At 63.6% G+C, this 16,649-nt stretch carries 16 protein-coding genes; 8 read left to right on the forward strand and 8 right to left on the reverse strand.

Going from position 1 to position 16,649, the window contains the following annotated elements; all coding sequences use genetic code 11:
- Positions 1–5: 5 nt before the first annotated feature.
- The 3 genes from AC1RMG_RS01955 to AC1RMG_RS01965 form a co-directional block, all read right to left on the reverse strand.
- The gene (locus AC1RMG_RS01955) at positions 6–653 is read right to left on the reverse strand and encodes an amino acid ABC transporter permease (protein WP_493168149.1); all 648 of its coding nucleotides are present in this window, start codon (positions 651–653) and stop codon (positions 6–8) included.
- Positions 654–716: 63 nt separating this feature from the next.
- Positions 717–1,505, reverse strand: coding sequence for an ABC transporter substrate-binding protein (locus tag AC1RMG_RS01960; protein ID WP_011060660.1), 789 nt, complete (start codon positions 1,503–1,505; stop codon positions 717–719).
- A gap of 188 nt (positions 1,506–1,693) precedes the next feature.
- Positions 1,694–4,741 carry an aminotransferase class III-fold pyridoxal phosphate-dependent enzyme gene (locus tag AC1RMG_RS01965; RefSeq protein WP_493168151.1) on the reverse strand — a complete coding sequence of 1,016 codons (3,048 nt, stop codon included), beginning with the start codon at positions 4,739–4,741 and terminating at the stop codon, positions 1,694–1,696.
- A gap of 139 nt (positions 4,742–4,880) precedes the next feature.
- Here AC1RMG_RS01965 and AC1RMG_RS01970 point away from each other — a divergent pair, with 139 nt between their 5' ends.
- The 5 genes from AC1RMG_RS01970 to AC1RMG_RS01990 all read left to right on the forward strand — a co-directional run bounded on the left by AC1RMG_RS01970 (position 4,881) and on the right by AC1RMG_RS01990 (position 11,160).
- The gene (locus AC1RMG_RS01970; RefSeq protein ID WP_011060662.1) at positions 4,881–5,321 is read left to right on the forward strand and encodes an Lrp/AsnC family transcriptional regulator; all 441 of its coding nucleotides are present in this window, start codon (positions 4,881–4,883) and stop codon (positions 5,319–5,321) included.
- A gap of 211 nt (positions 5,322–5,532) precedes the next feature.
- A complete protein-coding gene (locus tag AC1RMG_RS01975; protein WP_011060663.1) occupies positions 5,533–6,039 on the forward strand; it encodes a sigma-70 family RNA polymerase sigma factor in 507 nt (168 codons plus the stop codon).
- Positions 6,036–7,001 carry a FecR domain-containing protein gene (locus AC1RMG_RS01980; protein ID WP_493168153.1) on the forward strand — a complete coding sequence of 322 codons (966 nt, stop codon included), beginning with the start codon at positions 6,036–6,038 and terminating at the stop codon, positions 6,999–7,001. The genes AC1RMG_RS01975 and AC1RMG_RS01980 overlap by 4 nt, the downstream gene beginning before the upstream one ends.
- A gap of 97 nt (positions 7,002–7,098) precedes the next feature.
- Positions 7,099–9,933, forward strand: coding sequence for a TonB-dependent receptor (locus AC1RMG_RS01985; protein ID WP_493168155.1), 2,835 nt, complete (start codon positions 7,099–7,101; stop codon positions 9,931–9,933).
- 183 nt (positions 9,934–10,116) lie between these two features.
- Positions 10,117–11,160 carry a hypothetical protein gene (locus AC1RMG_RS01990; protein ID WP_410037048.1) on the forward strand — a complete coding sequence of 348 codons (1,044 nt, stop codon included), beginning with the start codon at positions 10,117–10,119 and terminating at the stop codon, positions 11,158–11,160.
- A gap of 51 nt (positions 11,161–11,211) precedes the next feature.
- On the opposite strand, the gene AC1RMG_RS01995 is transcribed toward AC1RMG_RS01990, so the two are convergent.
- Genes AC1RMG_RS01995 through AC1RMG_RS02005 form a run of 3 tightly spaced genes read right to left on the reverse strand, consistent with a single transcriptional unit; the run spans position 11,212 to position 12,534 of the window.
- Positions 11,212–11,694: an HIT family protein gene (locus AC1RMG_RS01995; protein WP_077935005.1), complete on the reverse strand. Its 483-nt coding sequence runs from the start codon at positions 11,692–11,694 to the stop codon at positions 11,212–11,214.
- Between the two features lie 14 nt (positions 11,695–11,708).
- The gene (locus tag AC1RMG_RS02000) at positions 11,709–11,924 is read right to left on the reverse strand and encodes a hypothetical protein (RefSeq protein WP_019095014.1); all 216 of its coding nucleotides are present in this window, start codon (positions 11,922–11,924) and stop codon (positions 11,709–11,711) included.
- Between the two features lie 52 nt (positions 11,925–11,976).
- Positions 11,977–12,534, reverse strand: a complete 558-nt coding sequence (locus tag AC1RMG_RS02005; protein ID WP_401019468.1) for a hypothetical protein — start codon at positions 12,532–12,534, stop codon at positions 11,977–11,979.
- Here AC1RMG_RS02005 and AC1RMG_RS02010 point away from each other — a divergent pair.
- Complete coding sequence (locus tag AC1RMG_RS02010) at positions 12,487–13,179, forward strand: tRNA (adenine(22)-N(1))-methyltransferase (RefSeq protein WP_026022876.1); 693 nt, start codon at positions 12,487–12,489, stop codon at positions 13,177–13,179. The genes AC1RMG_RS02005 and AC1RMG_RS02010 overlap by 48 nt on opposite strands.
- 110 nt (positions 13,180–13,289) lie before the next feature.
- Here AC1RMG_RS02010 and AC1RMG_RS02015 read toward each other — a convergent pair whose 3' ends face one another.
- Complete coding sequence (locus AC1RMG_RS02015) at positions 13,290–14,216, reverse strand: LysR family transcriptional regulator (RefSeq protein WP_077933855.1); 927 nt, start codon at positions 14,214–14,216, stop codon at positions 13,290–13,292.
- A gap of 219 nt (positions 14,217–14,435) precedes the next feature.
- Here AC1RMG_RS02015 and AC1RMG_RS02020 point away from each other — a divergent pair, with 219 nt between their 5' ends.
- Both AC1RMG_RS02020 and AC1RMG_RS02025 read left to right on the forward strand, forming a co-directional pair.
- The gene (locus AC1RMG_RS02020; RefSeq protein ID WP_011060672.1) at positions 14,436–14,876 is read left to right on the forward strand and encodes a DoxX family protein; all 441 of its coding nucleotides are present in this window, start codon (positions 14,436–14,438) and stop codon (positions 14,874–14,876) included.
- A gap of 75 nt (positions 14,877–14,951) precedes the next feature.
- On the forward strand, positions 14,952–15,875 hold the full coding sequence (locus AC1RMG_RS02025) for an NADP-dependent oxidoreductase (protein WP_169893653.1): 924 nt from the start codon (positions 14,952–14,954) through the stop codon (positions 15,873–15,875).
- A 129-nt stretch (positions 15,876–16,004) separates the two neighbouring features.
- On the opposite strand, the gene AC1RMG_RS02030 is transcribed toward AC1RMG_RS02025, so the two are convergent.
- Positions 16,005–16,487: a GNAT family N-acetyltransferase gene (locus tag AC1RMG_RS02030; RefSeq protein WP_015635142.1), complete on the reverse strand. Its 483-nt coding sequence runs from the start codon at positions 16,485–16,487 to the stop codon at positions 16,005–16,007.
- Between the last annotated feature and the right edge of the window lie 162 nt (positions 16,488–16,649).

A 16,649-nucleotide genomic window follows, 5' to 3' on the forward strand; every position in this document is an offset into this window, starting at 1 on the left:
GCGTCTCACTTTGCCGCGAAGCGTTTGTCGAGGTGGTCAACCAGCAATCTGACCGTGTAGACCATGGCGATATACAAAATGGCCGACACCATGAAGATCTCGAATGGCTTGTAGGTGGAGCTGATAAAGCGCTGCGCTATATAGGAGAGTTCCACCACCGAGATGGTCGACACCAGGGCCGAGCCCTTGATCAGCGCGACCGCATTGACCCCCAGTGGCCTGATCATCAGCTTGGCGGTTTGCGGAAGGGTGATCAGCCACAGGGTCTGGCCCTTGCCGAAACCGATTGAGCGGGCCGCTTCGACCTGGCCGGGATCGACGTTGCTGATGGCGCCGCGAATGGATTCGGCCATGTAGGCCGCGATGTTCAGGCCCAGGCCGATGACGCCAGCGGAAAACGGCTCCAGCTCAAGGCCGATCTGCGGGCCGCCAAAGTAGAGGAGGAAGAGTTGGACCAGGCAGGGCGTGCCGCGAAAAACGCTGATGTAGACCCTGGCCAGGCAGCGAAGCAGGAAAAAGCCGGACAGCCGGGCCGCCACCAGCACGATGGCGACCAGCAGGCCCAGCAGCAGTGCCAGTAGCGAAACGTGCACCGTGACCCAGGCCGCCTCCAGAAAAAACGGCAGGGTGCGCTGTATGAGTGTCAGATCCATGGGCAGGCTCGAAAAGGTCAGGTTGACTGGCCCGACCCCAAGTCGAGCCAGGCTGAAGAGGAGTCAGCGAATGTCCTTGCCGATCCACTTCATCGAGATCTTTTCGTAGCTGCCATCGGCGAGCATGTCGTTCAGTGCCTGCTGCATCGCCGCCTTGAGCTCGGGGTTGTTCTTGCGCAGCGCAATGCCCATGCCTTCAACCCCTCCGTCACTGTCGGGTGGCGTGATGATGCGCACTTTCTGCCCGGTTTCCTTGACGGCCACCAGTACCGGAACGCTGTCCATCACCAGCGCGTCGAGGCGCCCGGCTTCCAGGTCGACCAGCATCTCGGGAAGCCCTTTGTAGGTCTTGACCTTCAGGTTGCCGCGCGCCCTGGCCCATTTGTCGTGGGCATCGCCGAGGGTGACGCCCACCGTCACATCCTTCAGGTCAGCCAGGCTGTTGATCGGCGAGTCTTCCTTCACCACGATGGTGCGGCCGGCGTGGTAGTAGGGGCCGACGAAATCCACGGCCCTCAGGCGTTCAGGGGTGATGGTCATGGAGGCGATGATGGCGTCGTATTTCTTGGCCAGGAGCCCGGCAATGATCCCGTCGAAGGGCGTGGTGACAATGCTGACCTTCACCCCAAGCCGCTGGGCCAGGGCTTCGCTGATGGAGGCGTCGAAGCCGACGATCTGGTTCTGCTCGTTGGCAAAGCTGAAGGGCGAGTATTGCCCGCTCATGGCGATGCGGATTTCTCTGGATTCCCGGATCGATTGCAAGTCATCAGCCTGAGCGGCTGCGGGGCAGAGGAGCGCCGCGGCGGCGACGGTGGATGCGGCAAGCAGACCCTTGAGCGTTCTGGTTAGCATGGGATGGCACCTTTGAAGAATTATTATTTTTTGTTGTGGGCTCTTCACCCTGGCCTCGGGAAAAGCTTTGCACAGGTCATTGCGCAAAGCACCCGGCAAGGTGTCCGCGTGCCGGACACATTGCCGGAGTTGGCCGACACTATGTCGGCCAGCCCGGTTTGGGGCGCTGCGGCCTCGATCCTGATGCTCTAGCGCAGTGCCGCCTTGAAGCTTTCGTCCAGGACCTCAAGCAGGAAGTCGGCATTCTTCTGGCTGAAAATCATCGAGGGGCGCATTTTCAGTACGTTGTCGTAGGGGCCTTCGGTGCCGATCAGAATCCCGCGCTCCCGGGCACCATCGGCGACCTTCCTGGCCAGTTGCGTAGCGGGAGCCTTGCTCTTGCGATCGGTGACCAGTTCAATCCCGAGGAACAGCCCCAGGCCGCGTACGTCGCCAATGGCATCGTAGCGCTGCTGCAGCGTGCGAAAGCCATCGAGCAAGTAGTTGCCCACCGTCAGTGCGTTGAGTTTCAGGTTGTCGCGTTCAATCACATCGAGAACGCTGAGCCCCACGGCACAGGAAACCGGGTTGCCGGCGAAGGTGTTGAAGTATTCCATGCCATTGTTGAAGCTGTCGGCGATCTCGCGGGTGGTCACCACTGCCGACATCGGGTGCCCGTTGCCAATGGGTTTGCCCATGGACACCGCATCGGGCACCACGCCCTGGGTTTCAAAGGCCCACCAGTGGCTGCCCACTCGACCAAAGCCGACCTGGACTTCATCGGCCAGGCACAGGCCGCCCTCGGCACGCACCATTGCATAGACTTCCTGCAAGTAGTTTTCCGGGAAAAACAGTTGCCCGGCGACGCTGGGAATGGACTCCGCGAGAAAGAACGCCGGGGCCCGGCCCTGCTTGCGCATGCTATCGATCTGCTCGGCGACACTTTGCGCGAAACGCTTGCCCAGCTCCTCGACCGGCCAGTGATCCGCAGCGCGGTAGGCATCCGGCACGGCCGCCTCGAATACGTGTTCTGCACGGCCTTTGCCGGCCTTGCGCTTGTACTTGTAGGGGCTCAGATCGATCAGCTCCTGGGTGGTGCCGTGGTAGGCCCAGTCCAGCACGATGGCATCGTTGCGCCCGGTGTGATTGCGCGCCATGCGCAGCATCAGGCTATTGGCTTCGCTGCCCGAACAGCTGAAGGAGGCCACCGCCAGGCCTTCGGGCAAAGTCGCGGTGAGCCGCTCGGCGTACTCCACGATGTTGTCGTGCAGGTAACGGGTGTTGGTGTTCAGGCGTGAAGCCTGGCGCGCCAGGGCCTGCACCACGTCGGGATGGGAGTGGCCCAGGTGGCAGACGTTGTTGAAGCAGTCCAGGTAGGCCCGGCCAAAGTTGTCTATCAACCAGACCCCATCACCGCGTACGAACTTGATCGGGTCCGAGTAGGAAATCGACAAGTTGGGCAGCAGCAGTTGTTTACGCTTGGCCACGATCTCTGCTTTGCTTCTGCCTTCCTGGCTGTAGGTTTCCGCAGGGATTCCGGCCAGGGTCGATGCATCCGGGAACAGGTCGGCCCACACCTCAAGGTAGGCGCGCTCACCGACGCCGATGAACTCGCTCGCTTGCAACTGGGTGTCGGTGGACATCTGGAAATGCACATGGGGCAGCCAGCCGCCGTTCTCCGTGTCCGCGCCCATGTGGCCCACCAGGGCACCCGCCTCAAGACGGTCCCCGGGCTTGAGGCGGGTCAGCGCTTCGTGGGCCATGTGCCCCCACAGGGTCAGGAACGGCGGGCAGCCCTCAGGCGAATGCTCAAGCATGATCAAGCCGCCATAGCCCAGCGGTTCACGCTCGACCTCGACGCTGCGCACTACGCCGGCAAGCGGTGTGTACAGCGGCGTTCCGGCCGGCATGATCAAGTCGACGCCCAGGTGAATGATCCGACGTTGCCCTGCAATGAAGCGCGATTCAAATGCCGCATCGGTGTAGATGGTCCGTTCTTCGCCCCAGGGGCCGATGCCCAGTGGCACTTGATGTTCAGCCGCAAAATCGTTCCACCATTTCGCCGCCTCTGCCGGACGCTGCTCGGCGGAGGCGACCGTCAGCACATGGGCGGCATCGGCGAACGGCACAATGGCCTTGTTCAGGGTCGCCGCCGCCGGATGCACGATGTCCGCGAAGGCGTGGCGGTTTTCATCCACCCAGCGGCGAACCGCACCGGCACCTTCTATCGCGTCATAGCCGCAGGCCTTGCGCAGGATCGCCGTCGCCAGGCGCGGGTTCATGCGGTCCATTTTTTCCAGCAGGCGCCAGGCCGGGGCTTCGCTGATGGCCAGGTAAGGATTGTCCTGGGTCTGCTCGTGGCGCGAGGCCGACAAGGTGACGCTGATGACCAGGCGCATGGCGATCAGGTTGAACAGCACGTCCAGTTCTTGCGGCTGCAGCGGGTAGCGCTCGTGGAAGCCGGCGGTGAGGGCGGCGGCAGCGCCGATGGGGTCCTCCATGTCGAGAATGGAGTAGGCGCAGGTGATGGCGACTTCGGCAATCAGCACCGTATGCACGGCATCGCCAAAGTCGATGATGCCCGAGACCTGCTGATGAGTCTGCGGGTCGACGAGGATGTTCCAGTCATTGCCGTCATTGTGAATGACCTGCGTGCGCAACCGCGCAAGCCTGGGTTGCACCGTGTTTTCGAACGCGGAAATGAAGCGCTCCAGAATGGCTCGTCGGCCAGGGTCCTTGACGAAATGCAGGCGCGATCTGGAGCGCGCGGCGTGCCGCAGGTCCCAGTCCAGGTCGCGCACCGCACCGGGATGCATGAAGCCCTGCAACGCACGATCCATGTCGGCGAACGATTGGCCCAGGCTGCGCATGAGGGCGAAGGTGCGCTTGACCTCGGCCAGGGGAGTGCCGTGCAGCCAGCTCACCAGGCGCACCGCATGGGTTTCACCGGAGGGCGCCACGGCCGAGGCGAGGAAGCCACCGGCAAGGCTCTTCTTCAGCTGCGGCACGGCAAGCTCGGGGTTGTAGCTGGCGAGGTGGCTGAGGATGGCCGTCTGCAGCTCGCTTTCAGTTCGCGGTTCACTCGAATTGACCACCTTCAGAATCCACCCCGCATCGCTTGCAGTGTTCAACCGGTAGTTGCAGTCGCGCTCGCCATCCAGGGGCGAGGCCGTGGCGACGACATTGAAAAGCTGCTCGGCCAGTTGTTCGGCATCGCGGGGCGAGAACTGCGGGGCGGGATGGGAAAGGTTGGTCATGGTAATGGTTTTCCAAGTTATTGTTTTCAGTTAGCTTGGCATGCGAAATCCTTGACGGCAGTAGGTATGCGGTCGGTGTTGGCCTGCATATTGTCGGAATCGACCGGCACAAATTCGGTAGTCAAAGTGAGGAGTCTTGATGCGCGACCTGGACGTGAAAGATCGCGAAATACTGGACATTCTGTCTAAAGAAGCGCGGATTGCCCTGAAGGCCCTGGCCGCGAGAATCGGACTGTCCAGAAGCGCCACCAGCGAGCGTGTCCTCAACCTTGAGCGCAATGGCGTGATCAGGGGCTACCGGGCGGATATTGGCGAAATCGACGCCAACGTGATTCGCGCCATGTTTCTGGTGTGCCTGAAACGCACGCCGGCCATCAGCCTGCTGGACATGCTGGCCCAGCACTCCCAGGTGCGACGCATCTCTTCGGTCAGTGGCCAGCTCGATCTGGTGATCGAGATCGAATCCCGCACCATTGATGATCTGAACCGAGTCCGGGATGCCGTAGCCAGTCACGAGTCCGTCGAGGACATCACCACGGCTGTGGTGCTTCGGCGCGACATCGACCGGCAGACTTCCTGATTCTGCGACGCGAAGAGCGGGCGGGATGTGCCTGCGGGAAGTGCCGGGCGCCCCCGCAAAAGCTCTGAAATGCTCGCTTGGCGCCCGTCCCCGGCAGCTGGATGTGGGAGGGCGGGCCCATTCCCTTGCGGCAATCGGCCGCTTCCCACCCTGTACAAGGTGCATCGCAAAACCATAAAATGAGAAGCATTATCATTAATGCGAATCTGCCATGCACAACCACAGCCTCTCTTCGCCCGTCGCCCAGTTGTATGCGAACCATCACGGCTGGCTGCGGGGCTGGCTGCACCGGCGCCTGGGGCACAGTGCCGATGCCGAGGACCTGGCCCATGACACCTTTATCCGGGTGCTGCGCTCCCAGGAGGATGTGCGTGAGTTGCGCCAGCCCATGGCCTTTCTGGCCACCATTGCCAACGGCCTGCTGATCAATCGCTGGCGCCGCCAGGCGATCGAACGGGCTTATCTGGAAGCCCTGGCGGCGCGGCCGGTGGGGGAGGAGCCTTCGCCGGAGGAGCGGCATCTGATGATCGAGACCCTGTTGCAGCTGGATTCGCTGCTGGTGGGGTTGTCGTCGCGGGTGCGGCAGATTTTCTTTCTGTCCCAGCTCGATGGCCTGACCTATCCGCAGATCGCTGCGCAGTTGGGCTTGACCGTGGCCCAGGTGCAGCGGGCCATGGGCAAGGCCTTCAGTGTCTGTTACGCGAGCCGTTTTGAATGAGTGGCGCTGCGGTCGATCCCCGAGTGCGGGACAACGCCATCGACTGGCTGGTGCGGATGCAGTCCGGGCTGATGAGCGCCGCGGACCATCAGGCCCTGCAGCAGTGGCGGCAAGCCAGCCTCGAGCATGAATACGCGTGGCAGCGGGTCAGCAGCCTGCCGCTGATGTTGCAGCCAGGGGCCCATCTGTTGGCCGATGCCACGGCGCGCCGGGCATTGCAAGCGGCGGGCGCCGATCCGCAGCGACGGCGACAGGTGCTCAAGTGCCTGCTGGCCCTGGGGCTGTTGGGGGGCATTTCCTGGCAGGGGGCGGATTCCACCCTGGTGCGCTCTGCCCTGGCCAGTTATCGCACTGGCGTCGGCGAGCGACGCCATTGGGCCCTGGCCGACGGTGGCTCGCTATGGCTGAACACCGCCAGTGCGGTGAACCTGGACCTGAGCGCCCGGCAGCGCAGCCTGCAATTGATCGAGGGCGAACTGGCTCTGGACACCCCGGCGGGCTCTGCATCCCTGCAACTGTCGACCCCGGATGCGGTGCTCTATAGCCGTGGTGCCAACCTGCTGGTGCGTCACGATCGCCTGGGCACCCAGGTGACGGTGTTGCGCGGGCTGGTGCAGGTGAGCGCACGGCAGCACCCAGCACCGCTGGCGTTGCAGGCCGGCTGGCAAACCCGAGTCGATGGCCGGGGAGCAGGGCGGCCAAGCCCCATCGATACGTTTCTGGCCCAGGCCTGGATGCGCGGCATCCTGCCCGCCGAGCGCATGCGCCTGGATCAGTTGCTGGCAGAGCTGTCGCGCTATCGCCCGGGCTTCTTGCGTTGCAGCGAAGCCGTGGCGGGCCTGCGCGTAACCGGCAGTTTCCAGTTGGACGACACCGATGCCGCCCTGGCCCTGGTAGCCAATACCTTGCCGGTGCGCATCGAGCGAAGAACCCGTTACTGGGTGACCGTGGTGCCGGCCTGAAACTTTTTTTTCACCGGCGCGATAGTTTTTTCGATCTGGCTTGGCCTTCAGGTATTACCCACCGGCACAGGTGGGTTTCGATCCCTAGGAGCCCTGCATGATTTTCCCTGCTCGTGTCTTGCGTACCCATACCTTCGGCCTGCTGTTGCTCGGTTTGCAGCCGCTCTGTAGTGAAGTGGTGTTGGCTGCCGGCGAGCGCCACTACAGCATCGGCGCCGGTCCCCTGGACCAGGTGCTGTCGCGCTTTGGCGCCGAGGCGGGCATCAGCATGGCCGGCAGTGCGCTGCTCACCGCAGGCAAGACCAGCCAGGGCGTGCAAGGGGATTTCAATACCGAGGCGGGCTTGAACCAGCTGCTGGCGGGCACTGGCCTGGGCTACGTGCGCCAGGCCGACGGCGGCTATGCCTTGCGCCTGCGCCTTGATGCGGTGTCGCTGCCGACCCAGAAGGTCAAGGGCGAAAATCCTGACGAGGAAGAGGTGTACCGGGCACCGCGTTCATCGGTGTACATCTCTGCCGACGACATGCAGCGCTTTGGCGTGGTGTCGGTGGGCGACATGCTCAAGGGCCAGCCCGGGGTCCAGGTCGGTGACAGCCGCAATGGCGGCGGCCTGGATGTGAACATCCGCGGCATCCAGGGCCAGAGCCGGGTGGCGGTGACGGTGGACGGTTCGCAGCAGGCGCTGGATGTCTATCGCGGTTATGCCGGGACCCAGCAACGCAGCTACATCGACCCGGACATGATCAGCGACATCGCCATCGACAAGGGCCCGAGCCTGACCTCCAGTGCCATAGGCGGCACGGTGAAGATGCGCACCCTCGGGGTCGGCGACATCCTCAAGGACGGTCAGAATATCGGCCTGCGCCTCAAGGGTGATGTCTGGAACAACGGTGTGGCCCCGGCCTCCCGTGATCCGCACTCCAAGACCCAGGACCTGTACTCGGAGCCGCATCAGAGCCGCGGCGGGCTGTTCGGCTCGGAGGCCGAGGCCGGCAGTGCCGCGTTCGCCTATTCCCATGAATTCTTCGATGTGGTGGCGGCCTACGCCCATCGCAACCAGGGCAACTATTTCGCCGGCAAGAAGGGCCAGGATCGCTACCGCACCTATGACCGTTACGGCGATGAAGAGACCAGCGTCGCCACCACCTACAACGCCGGGGAAGAGGTGCTGAACTCCTCGTCGAAGACCGAATCCTGGCTGCTCAAGACCACCCTGCGCCCGGCGGACGGCCACACCTTCGATCTGGGCTACCGGCGCTACGACGGACGCATCGGCGAGATCATGCCCTCGGACATCTTCCGTTTCGGCACTGGTGGCATCTACCAGTACCCCCTGGGCCACACCCAGATCGACACCTACACCGCGCGCTACAACTACCTGCCTGCAGGCAACCCGCTGGTGGACCTGAGCGCCGACCTGTGGATGACCGATGCGCAGACCAGCCAGTTGACCGCCGTCTCGGCGCCGGCATCCCAGGCCTACCGTTCGGACCGCAACTGGAGCCGCCAGGCCGATCGCCGGGTGGGCGGTGGCCTGGCCAATACCTCGCGTTTCGAGACCGGCTACGGCGACTTGAAGCTGGACCTGGGCAGTTCGTTCCAGCTGGAGGAACTGCGCCCGCAGAAAAGCGTGGCCACCACCCAGGACGATATCAACGCCAACCGCATGCTGCGCGAAGGTTCGCGGCAAGAGTTCAGTTTCAACGGCAAGCTGGAGTACAAGCCGGTGGACAGCCTCACCCTGTGGGGCGGCGGGCGCTACACCCACTATCGCAGCAAGGATCACGTGCCCACGGCCACGGCGCGTCGCGAGGAACGTGACCTGCGCTACCTGCGGGTTTCCAACGGCGACAATTCCGGCAACATGATGTGGTTCCCCGACCAGAACGGCCAGTACACCGACGCCACCGACCCGCGCCTGAACAACGGCATCGTCTTCCAGAACACCAACTTCCCCTTCGAGGGCGTGCGCTACAACGACTTTGGCGCCACCGACTCCACGGTCTATCCGTCCCAGGTCGGCGAGGTGGTCACCGGCTACAACTACTCCGGCAAGAACAGCAACAGCGGTGGCGCCTTTGCCCCGGCCTTCGGTATCAATATCGAAGTGCTGCCGGACACCTTCGTGTATGCCTCGTACACCCAGGGCTTTCGCATGCCGTCGCTGTTCGAAACCAGCCAGGGCGTGCAGCAGACGATGCCCGGCAAGGGCCTCAAGCCCGAGCGTTCGAGCAACTGGGAGATCGGCGCCAGCACCCTGCAAAAGGGCCTGCTGGTGGATGACGACTCGGCGGCGTTCAAGCTGGCCTACTTCAACAACACCATCAAGAACTACATCACCCGCTACTACGACCCGAGCCCGGGCCTGTGGGGCCTGATGCGCTTCAGCAACACCGACAGCTACAAAACCAGCGGCCTGGAACTGCAGACCCGCTACGATGCCGGGCGGGTGTTTGCCGACCTGTCGTCCACCTACTACCTGAAGACCGAAACCTGCGACGCGGCTTTCGCGGCCACCCTGCGCGCCACCAGCAACCCCTACCAGAAAACCGCCGACACCCCGGACTGCACCCCGGGCAGCTTCATGGGCTCCTACACCAACACCCAGAACCCGCCACGCTTTGCCGGCAACCTGACCACTGGCCTGCGCTTCTTCGACCAGAGCCTGACCCTCGGCACGCGCATCACCTACACCTCCGGCCCCACGGTTACCGCCGACAAGCCCTGGCAGACCGGCGCCACCACGCCGCAACTGAATTACCGCGAAGTGGCGCTGTTCGATCTGTTCCTCAACTACAAACTGAAGGAAGACGCCAGCCTCAACGTGTCGCTGCAGAACCTCACCGACCGCTACTACCTGGACCCGCTGGCGCAGAGCTTCATGCCGGCACCGGGGCGCACGCTGCGGGTGGGGATGCAGGCGAAGTTCTAGGATGCGGGCGGCCTTCTCCGGACCAGGCAGCAAGGTGCGGCCTTGCCGCACCGGCCTTTTACTGCGGCGGGTCGACGCAGTAAAGTAGGCCGCTTTCGCCCCCATTGGCCGGCACTCGCCCCTGACCTGAGCGGTATTGCCAAAGGGATCTGGCCCTCGCTGCGTTACAGATAAGGATATCCAATGAAGACCCTGGTAAAGCGTCTCCGCCCCCTGGCTGTTCTGGTTTCAGTCACGCTCTTGAGTGCCTGTGCCCCGCTGGGCAGTTCCGACCTCAATGGCAGCGCCACGCAGAACCCGACCAACCAGCTCCTGGAAACCATCGATGGCGCGACCCGGGACGGTATGTCCGTGGTGCTGGTGCCGGCGCTCATGCCCAACAAGAGCGTGACCGACCTCTCCAGCTATTCCCATCGCGTGATCTTCAGCAACAAGGACCAGCCGGGCCAGGGCTACATGCAGTCCTTCGCCAATAACGACCTGGAGAAAATCAAGGAAACCGTATTTCTCTGGGACTTCCTTGAAGTGCACATCGTCCCGCCGGGAACCTACCTGATGTCCGGCGGCATTGATTACAGGATCGACAGCAGCCTGGCCCAGGTAGGCGCCGCGAAGGGCCAGCCGGCCAGCAGTGCCCGTGGTTCGGTGGACATGTCTGCGGTGCTGTATCGCCAGTTCGTCAAGGAACAATACTGGCGCGACGCTTCCTACGCGGATACCACCCACACCCAGAATGTCTGCAGTACCGTGCATGTCGCCTCCGGCCAGTGCGTGGCCTGGCAAGAGCAGCAATACAACACGCGCCGGCAGGTGTCGGAAGGCGGTTGGACCGAAGGCACCAAGATCCGTGATGTCCAGTCTGTCAAGTTGAAGGCACAGATCCCCGACGCCTACGCGCCCCTGGCCTTCAGTATCCAGCCCGGCCAGATACTGCTCAGCGACCGCTTCCACCTGAAAACCCCGGCCGTGAGCTACGACAAGAAGACTTGCAAGGCTATCGACCCGCAGAACATCAAATGCGCACTGCGGGATATCCAGGTCTACGTGAGGCCGGCCCCCGTGGAACTGGTCAAGAAGTTCAGCGACAGGGAGCTGGCGAATGTCAACGACACAGGACGCCGGGTGCTGGCGCGTATCGAACCGATGAAAACCCGCCTGCAAGGGGACACCGGCATGGAAGACCTGGTGTGGGGCATCCCGGTTTCCCTGAAGAAAACCGCCAGGTAAGGGGGCTTGCCTTGGGGCGCGGAGAACAGCGCGCAGCGCCACGGGCCATTGCTAGTTGAAGGAGCTGCGCAAGCCTTTGATGACCTGTTCGATGGAGGGCCCTTGAATGGCCGGCGGTTGCGGGTTTTCGCCGAATTCGCGCCAGATGAACAGGGTCAGTTCCGCCCCGTCAGTCAGTGACAGGGCGTTTTCCTCATGGGCGAAAGTTTCAAGCAGCCGGTAGCGCTGATCACTCCAGAACAGCTCCTCGACCCAGGGGTACACCGGAATAAAGTGGAAATGGATGGGGTAGCCGGGGGCATGGCCGAACCGGCTGATGTACAGCCACTTGGGTTTGAGCTGCAGCTCCAGGTTTTTCTGCACCCTGGCGAGCAGGCCGCCCAACTCCGTCAGGGCGCTCTCGGGCAGCTCGGCCAGTGAATTGACCCGGGATCGCGAGCCCAGCATCAGGTAGCCGGGCAGGGCGGACGACAGGTGATGATTGAGCACCCAATGGTCGGTTTGCAGAATGATGAACTCGGGGGCTATGCCCACCTGCTGGGCGGTGTTCAAGGCATGGGCTCCTGTTCGGGAAGGTCGCTCTTGTATTCGCCCCACTGCATGTACGCGTAGTACCGGGTCATTGCTTCGAAGTGGCTGGGGGCTTCCACTTCCCACACAAGCCGGGCGTCGGGGTGAAGCAGTTTGCGTGCGGTGTTTCCCTGTGGGCCGCTCAGACAGAAGGTCTGGCAGTCATCCGGTTCCATCCAGAGTTGGTAGTTCATCTCTTGCGCTTCTGAGTGTGGGGGAGGCTATCGTCGTTATGGCTCGAGCAACCTAGATCGAGCCGACCGAACGCAGGTATTTCCGTGCCTGAGGGCTGGTGATCTTTTCGGGTTCAAGCACATACAGCGAGCTCCAGAGCGGTGGTAAACCCAGTTCCTCCATGTAGGACGTGAAGCTGTTGAAAGGCTCGGTGCCAATGACCTCGGCGCTGAGCCAGAGCAACTCGCACTCCTGGCAAAGGTGCAGGATTTCCTGCGTTGCCCGCACTTGAACCTGGGTTACTTCGCCTTGTTCACATTCCGGACACAGCATTTTTTCACCTCCCAAGTGGGCGCGCAGTCTATCACTGACCAGGTTGCACGCGGCCAGCAACGAAGGTCTGCCTGCGCTCAGAAACCTGCCATGGAGGACGCTGCTTTCGACCCTGTCCGGAGCGGGCCTTTGCGGCACCCGCATCCCCGGCCCCGGTCGCATAAATTTGAAATGCCCGGCATTGCTCGCCAGAATCGCCCCCCGATCCGGCACAAGGTGCCGGACCTTGGTGGTGAAAAGGGGCAGCAGTTGAATCAGCAGACATTGTCCATGCGCCTGGCGCGCGTGGCGGCGCATGTACCAACCGGCGCACGCCTGGCCGATATCGGCTCGGATCACGGCTATCTGCCGGTGGCCTTGCTGCTGCGCGGCAGCATCAGCGCGGCGGTGGCCGGAGAGGTGGCGTTGACGCCGTTCCACGCGGCCCGGCGCACGGTGCGCGACAACGGCCTGGAGCAGCAGGTTAGCGTGCGCCTGGCCGATGGCCTGGCGGCGATCGAACCGGGCGACGCCATCAGCGCCATCAGCCTGTGCGGCATGGGTGGCGAGACCATCCGTGACCTGCTGCAAGCCGGCAAGGCGCGCCTCAATGGCCAGGAGCGGTTGATCCTGCAGCCCAACGGGGGCGAGCAGCCCCTGCGCCAGTGGCTGATGGACAACGGCTACCGCATCCTGTGCGAAGAGGTGCTGCGGGAAAACCGTTTCGACTACGAAATCATCGTCGCCGAGCGCACAGGGCCGGTGAGCTACAGCCCCCGGGAGCTGTACTTCGGTCCTCTGCAACTGCAGGCCCGCAGCCCGGCGTTCCTGGCCAAATGGCAGCGCCTGCTGCGCCTGAAACAGCGCACCCTGGAAAACTTCAGCCGGGCACAGGCAGTGCCCGAAGAGAAGGTGCAGGACATGGCCCGGCAGGTGCGCTGGATCAGCGAGTTGCTGGGCTGAGTGCGCCAGGCGGCCGCTTGCCAGGGCCCGGTGCCAATCACCGCCGGCCCGTACGACAAGTTACCGAGCCGCGCAATGTCCCACGCTCAGCGCGTTGCCGGCTCCAGGCCTTATGCCTGGGGCTGGATGGCCGGCGGCGTCGAGACCTGTTGCAGGAACCGTTCGATCAGCCATCGCGCCGCCGGGCCCGGCGGTGTGTCGCTGCGGTAGATGGCGTCGAAGGGGTAGATCCCGCTTTGATATTCCGGAAGGTTCAGGCGCACCAGCCGGCCGCTGCGCAGGTCCTCCTCGACCATGGGCCGCGGCATGTTGCCCCAGCCGATGCCGGCACGCAGCAACATGTGCTTGGCGCCCAGGTCCGCCAGCCGCCAGGTGCGGTTGCTCAGCACCGCGAAATCCCTGCCCCGGGTCAGCGTCGAGCGGTCCGACAGCACCAGCTGGATGAATTCGCGCCCGGCGCCGGTCAGGTTGGCATCGCTGGCGGCCAGGGGATGATCCGGCGCGGCCACCGGAATCAGCTCGACACTGCCCACACCGATTCTTTCGATCCCGTCGATGCTTTCGTTCATCGGCCCACTGATGCCGACGACTGCGCCGCGCTCGATCACCCGCTCGGTGACTGCTCCCAGGGCTTCCATGTGCAGGTGCAGGGCCACCGTGGGAAAGGCTTCGCGAAAGGCCTTGAGGGCGTCCACCACGCGCTCGGGGGCCAGCATCACATCGAGCACCAGGTGGACCTCGGCCTCCAGGCCTTGCAACAGGCCCCTGACCTTGGCACGCAGGCCATGGACGCCGTTGGCGATGGTCCTGGCCTCCACGAGCACGGTGCGTCCGGCCTCGGTGAGTTGCGGCTTGCGCGTGCTCTGGCGGTCGAACAGCGAGACCCCGAGCTGCATTTCCAGGTTGGCGATGGAGTAGCTGATGACGGACGTAGCGCGGTGCAGTTTTCTTGCGGCGCCGGCGAAGCTGCCGACTTCCACCACGGTCAGGAATACGCGCAATTGGTCCAGTGTCGGGGTGCCAGGGTCGGAGATCATCTCGGGTTCCTTGAGCGTTATCGGCGTTGACGCCCCGGCAGTGTGATCGATTCCAGCCGGGGAGGGGTTGAGGCAGTGTCCAGTGAGCGTTGTATTCTTGCCTATTTTATCGAACCTAATGATCTAAATTAGTCGGCTATTCAGAGAAGCTGTGGCGGCGCAAGCTTTCTTCACCCGGGCGATTCATCTCGGATCGCACCCAACTGAAGGAAATACCTCATGTCCGCTTCTGCCCATATTGCTCAACCCGACACTCGCCAACAAAGCCGCTCCGATACTCCCCAGGCCGTGGCCGCACTGGCTGGCCGAGTGCTGCTCAGCGCGATCTTCCTGCTGTCCGGCGTCTCGAAGCTGGCGGCACCGGCGATGATGATCGGCTACATCGGCTCTGTCGGCCTGCCATTTCCGCAGCTGGCCCTGGCCCTGGCGGTCATCGTTGAAATCGGCGGCGGCCTGGCCCTGGTCGCTGGCTGGCGGACCCGCACTGTCGCGGCACTGCTGGCGTTGTTCAGCGTGGTCACTGCCTTGGCCTTCCATAACGCACTGGGCGACCAGAACCAGTTCATCCACTTCTTCAAGAACCTGGCCATGGCCGGTGGCCTGTTGCAGGTCGTGGCGTTCGGTGCCGGTCGTTTCAGCCTCGACGCCCGCCGTCGCTGATCACCCGCCAGCGGGGGCCGGTTCCCTCGCGGCGGCTGCGGTTTCCCTGTGTTTTCTTGCCTGATCGAGGTGTCCATGAAAGCCATACGTGCCTACCAATACGGCAGTCCCGATGTCCTGCGCCTGGAAGAAGTTGCCGACCCTGTGGCCGGCGAAGGTGAAGTGCTGATCGATGTCGCCGGTGCTGGAGTCAACCCTATCGACTGGAAGATCCTGTCCGGTGCCATGCAGGCATTCATCCCGCTGCCACTGCCTTTCACCCCGGGGGTCGAGGTGGCCGGGCGGGTGCTTGCCACCGGCCGGGGCGCCAGCCGGTTCGAGGTCGGTGACCGGGTGTTCGGTTTCATCAACATCACGGGCGGCTATGCCGGCAAGGCGGTTGCCCGGGAATCCACGCTGGCGTTGCTGCCCCGTTCCCTCACTGCGTTGCAGGCCGGCGCCGTGCCCGCCACGGCGCTGACCGCCTGGCAGGCCCTGACCGAGCATGCCGGCGTGCAGCCCGGGCAGAAGGTGTTGATCCATGCCGCGGCAGGAGGTGTGGGCAGCATGGCGGTGCAGATCGCCAAGTACCTGGGGGCCGAGGTCATCGCCAGCGCTTCGGCGGACAACCATGCCTACCTCAAAGGGCTAGGGGCCGATCAGGTCATCGACTATCGCCGCCAGGATTTCACTCAATGGCGGCCCGCGGTCGATGTGGTCCTGGACCTAGTGGGGGAGCAAACCCAGGCGCTGTCGTTCGCCCTGTTGAAACGGCACGGGGTGCTGGTTTCCCCGGTGAGCCAGCCCGACATCACCCTGGCCAACGACTATGGCGTGACCCCGGTGAATTTCGCCACCCGTGGTGATGGTGGCCAGTTGGCGAGGATTGCCGAGCTGTTCGACCAGGGCCGCTTGCAGGTCGCTGTCCAAGCCTTCCCCCTGAGTGACGCCCCGCAGGCGCTGGAAAAAAGCAGGGGCCGCCATGGCCATGGCAGGCTGGTCCTCGACATGGCCCGCTGATCGCTTGGCGGGCTCCCAGAACAGCCGGCACCACCGGCAAGCCAGGGCGGCGGTCCAGGGTACGGGCCTGCCGCTTGCGGCATTGGCGAGGGCTAACCGGCGGCCCTGATGCCGAAGGGGCCGTTGCAGTCAGCCCTGCACTGTCCAGAGCATGGTCTGCACCTGGATGTGGGGGTGGCTTTGCAGAGGCTCCCACTCATCAATGAACGCGAACCCCTGGCGCAGATAGAAACTCGCGGCCCTGGCATTGGCGGGGGAGACGTCGAGGAACACCCGCTCATGGCCTTGTTCCCGTGCGCGCGACTTCACCGCTTCCACCAGCCGGGCCGCCACGCCGGAGCCACGGGCCGCGGGTGCGACCCACATGCCGATCAGGTTGTAGCGGTTTGCCTCACTGACTGCGGCGCCGATCATTCCCAGGGGCTGGCCATCCTCGATGGCCAGCCAGAATGCGCTGGTCGCGCCCGAGGCACGTTCCTGCCACTGCTGGTCACTGTACCGGGCGGCACTCTGGTAGCTGACCCCGAACGCGGTCGGGGCGTCCTGCAGCGCGGCGAGACGAACTTGCTTCAACAGCCTCCAGTCCTTGGTTTGCGTCGGTCGAATATCCATGGTGGTCTTCAGGTCGAGTGAGGCAGCAACCTCTCACAAGGCTGGCGCAGGAACAAGCGCGTCTTGCCCGGTGCTGCGCTTGCCGGCGGCCTGCGCTTGCCATTTGCCAGCATCTTGTCGCTGATGAAACGCTGGCTATATGATCGCGCGTCATGCCATTGG

It is taken from the genome of Pseudomonas sp. GW822-FHT04H02 (assembly GCF_058800645.1).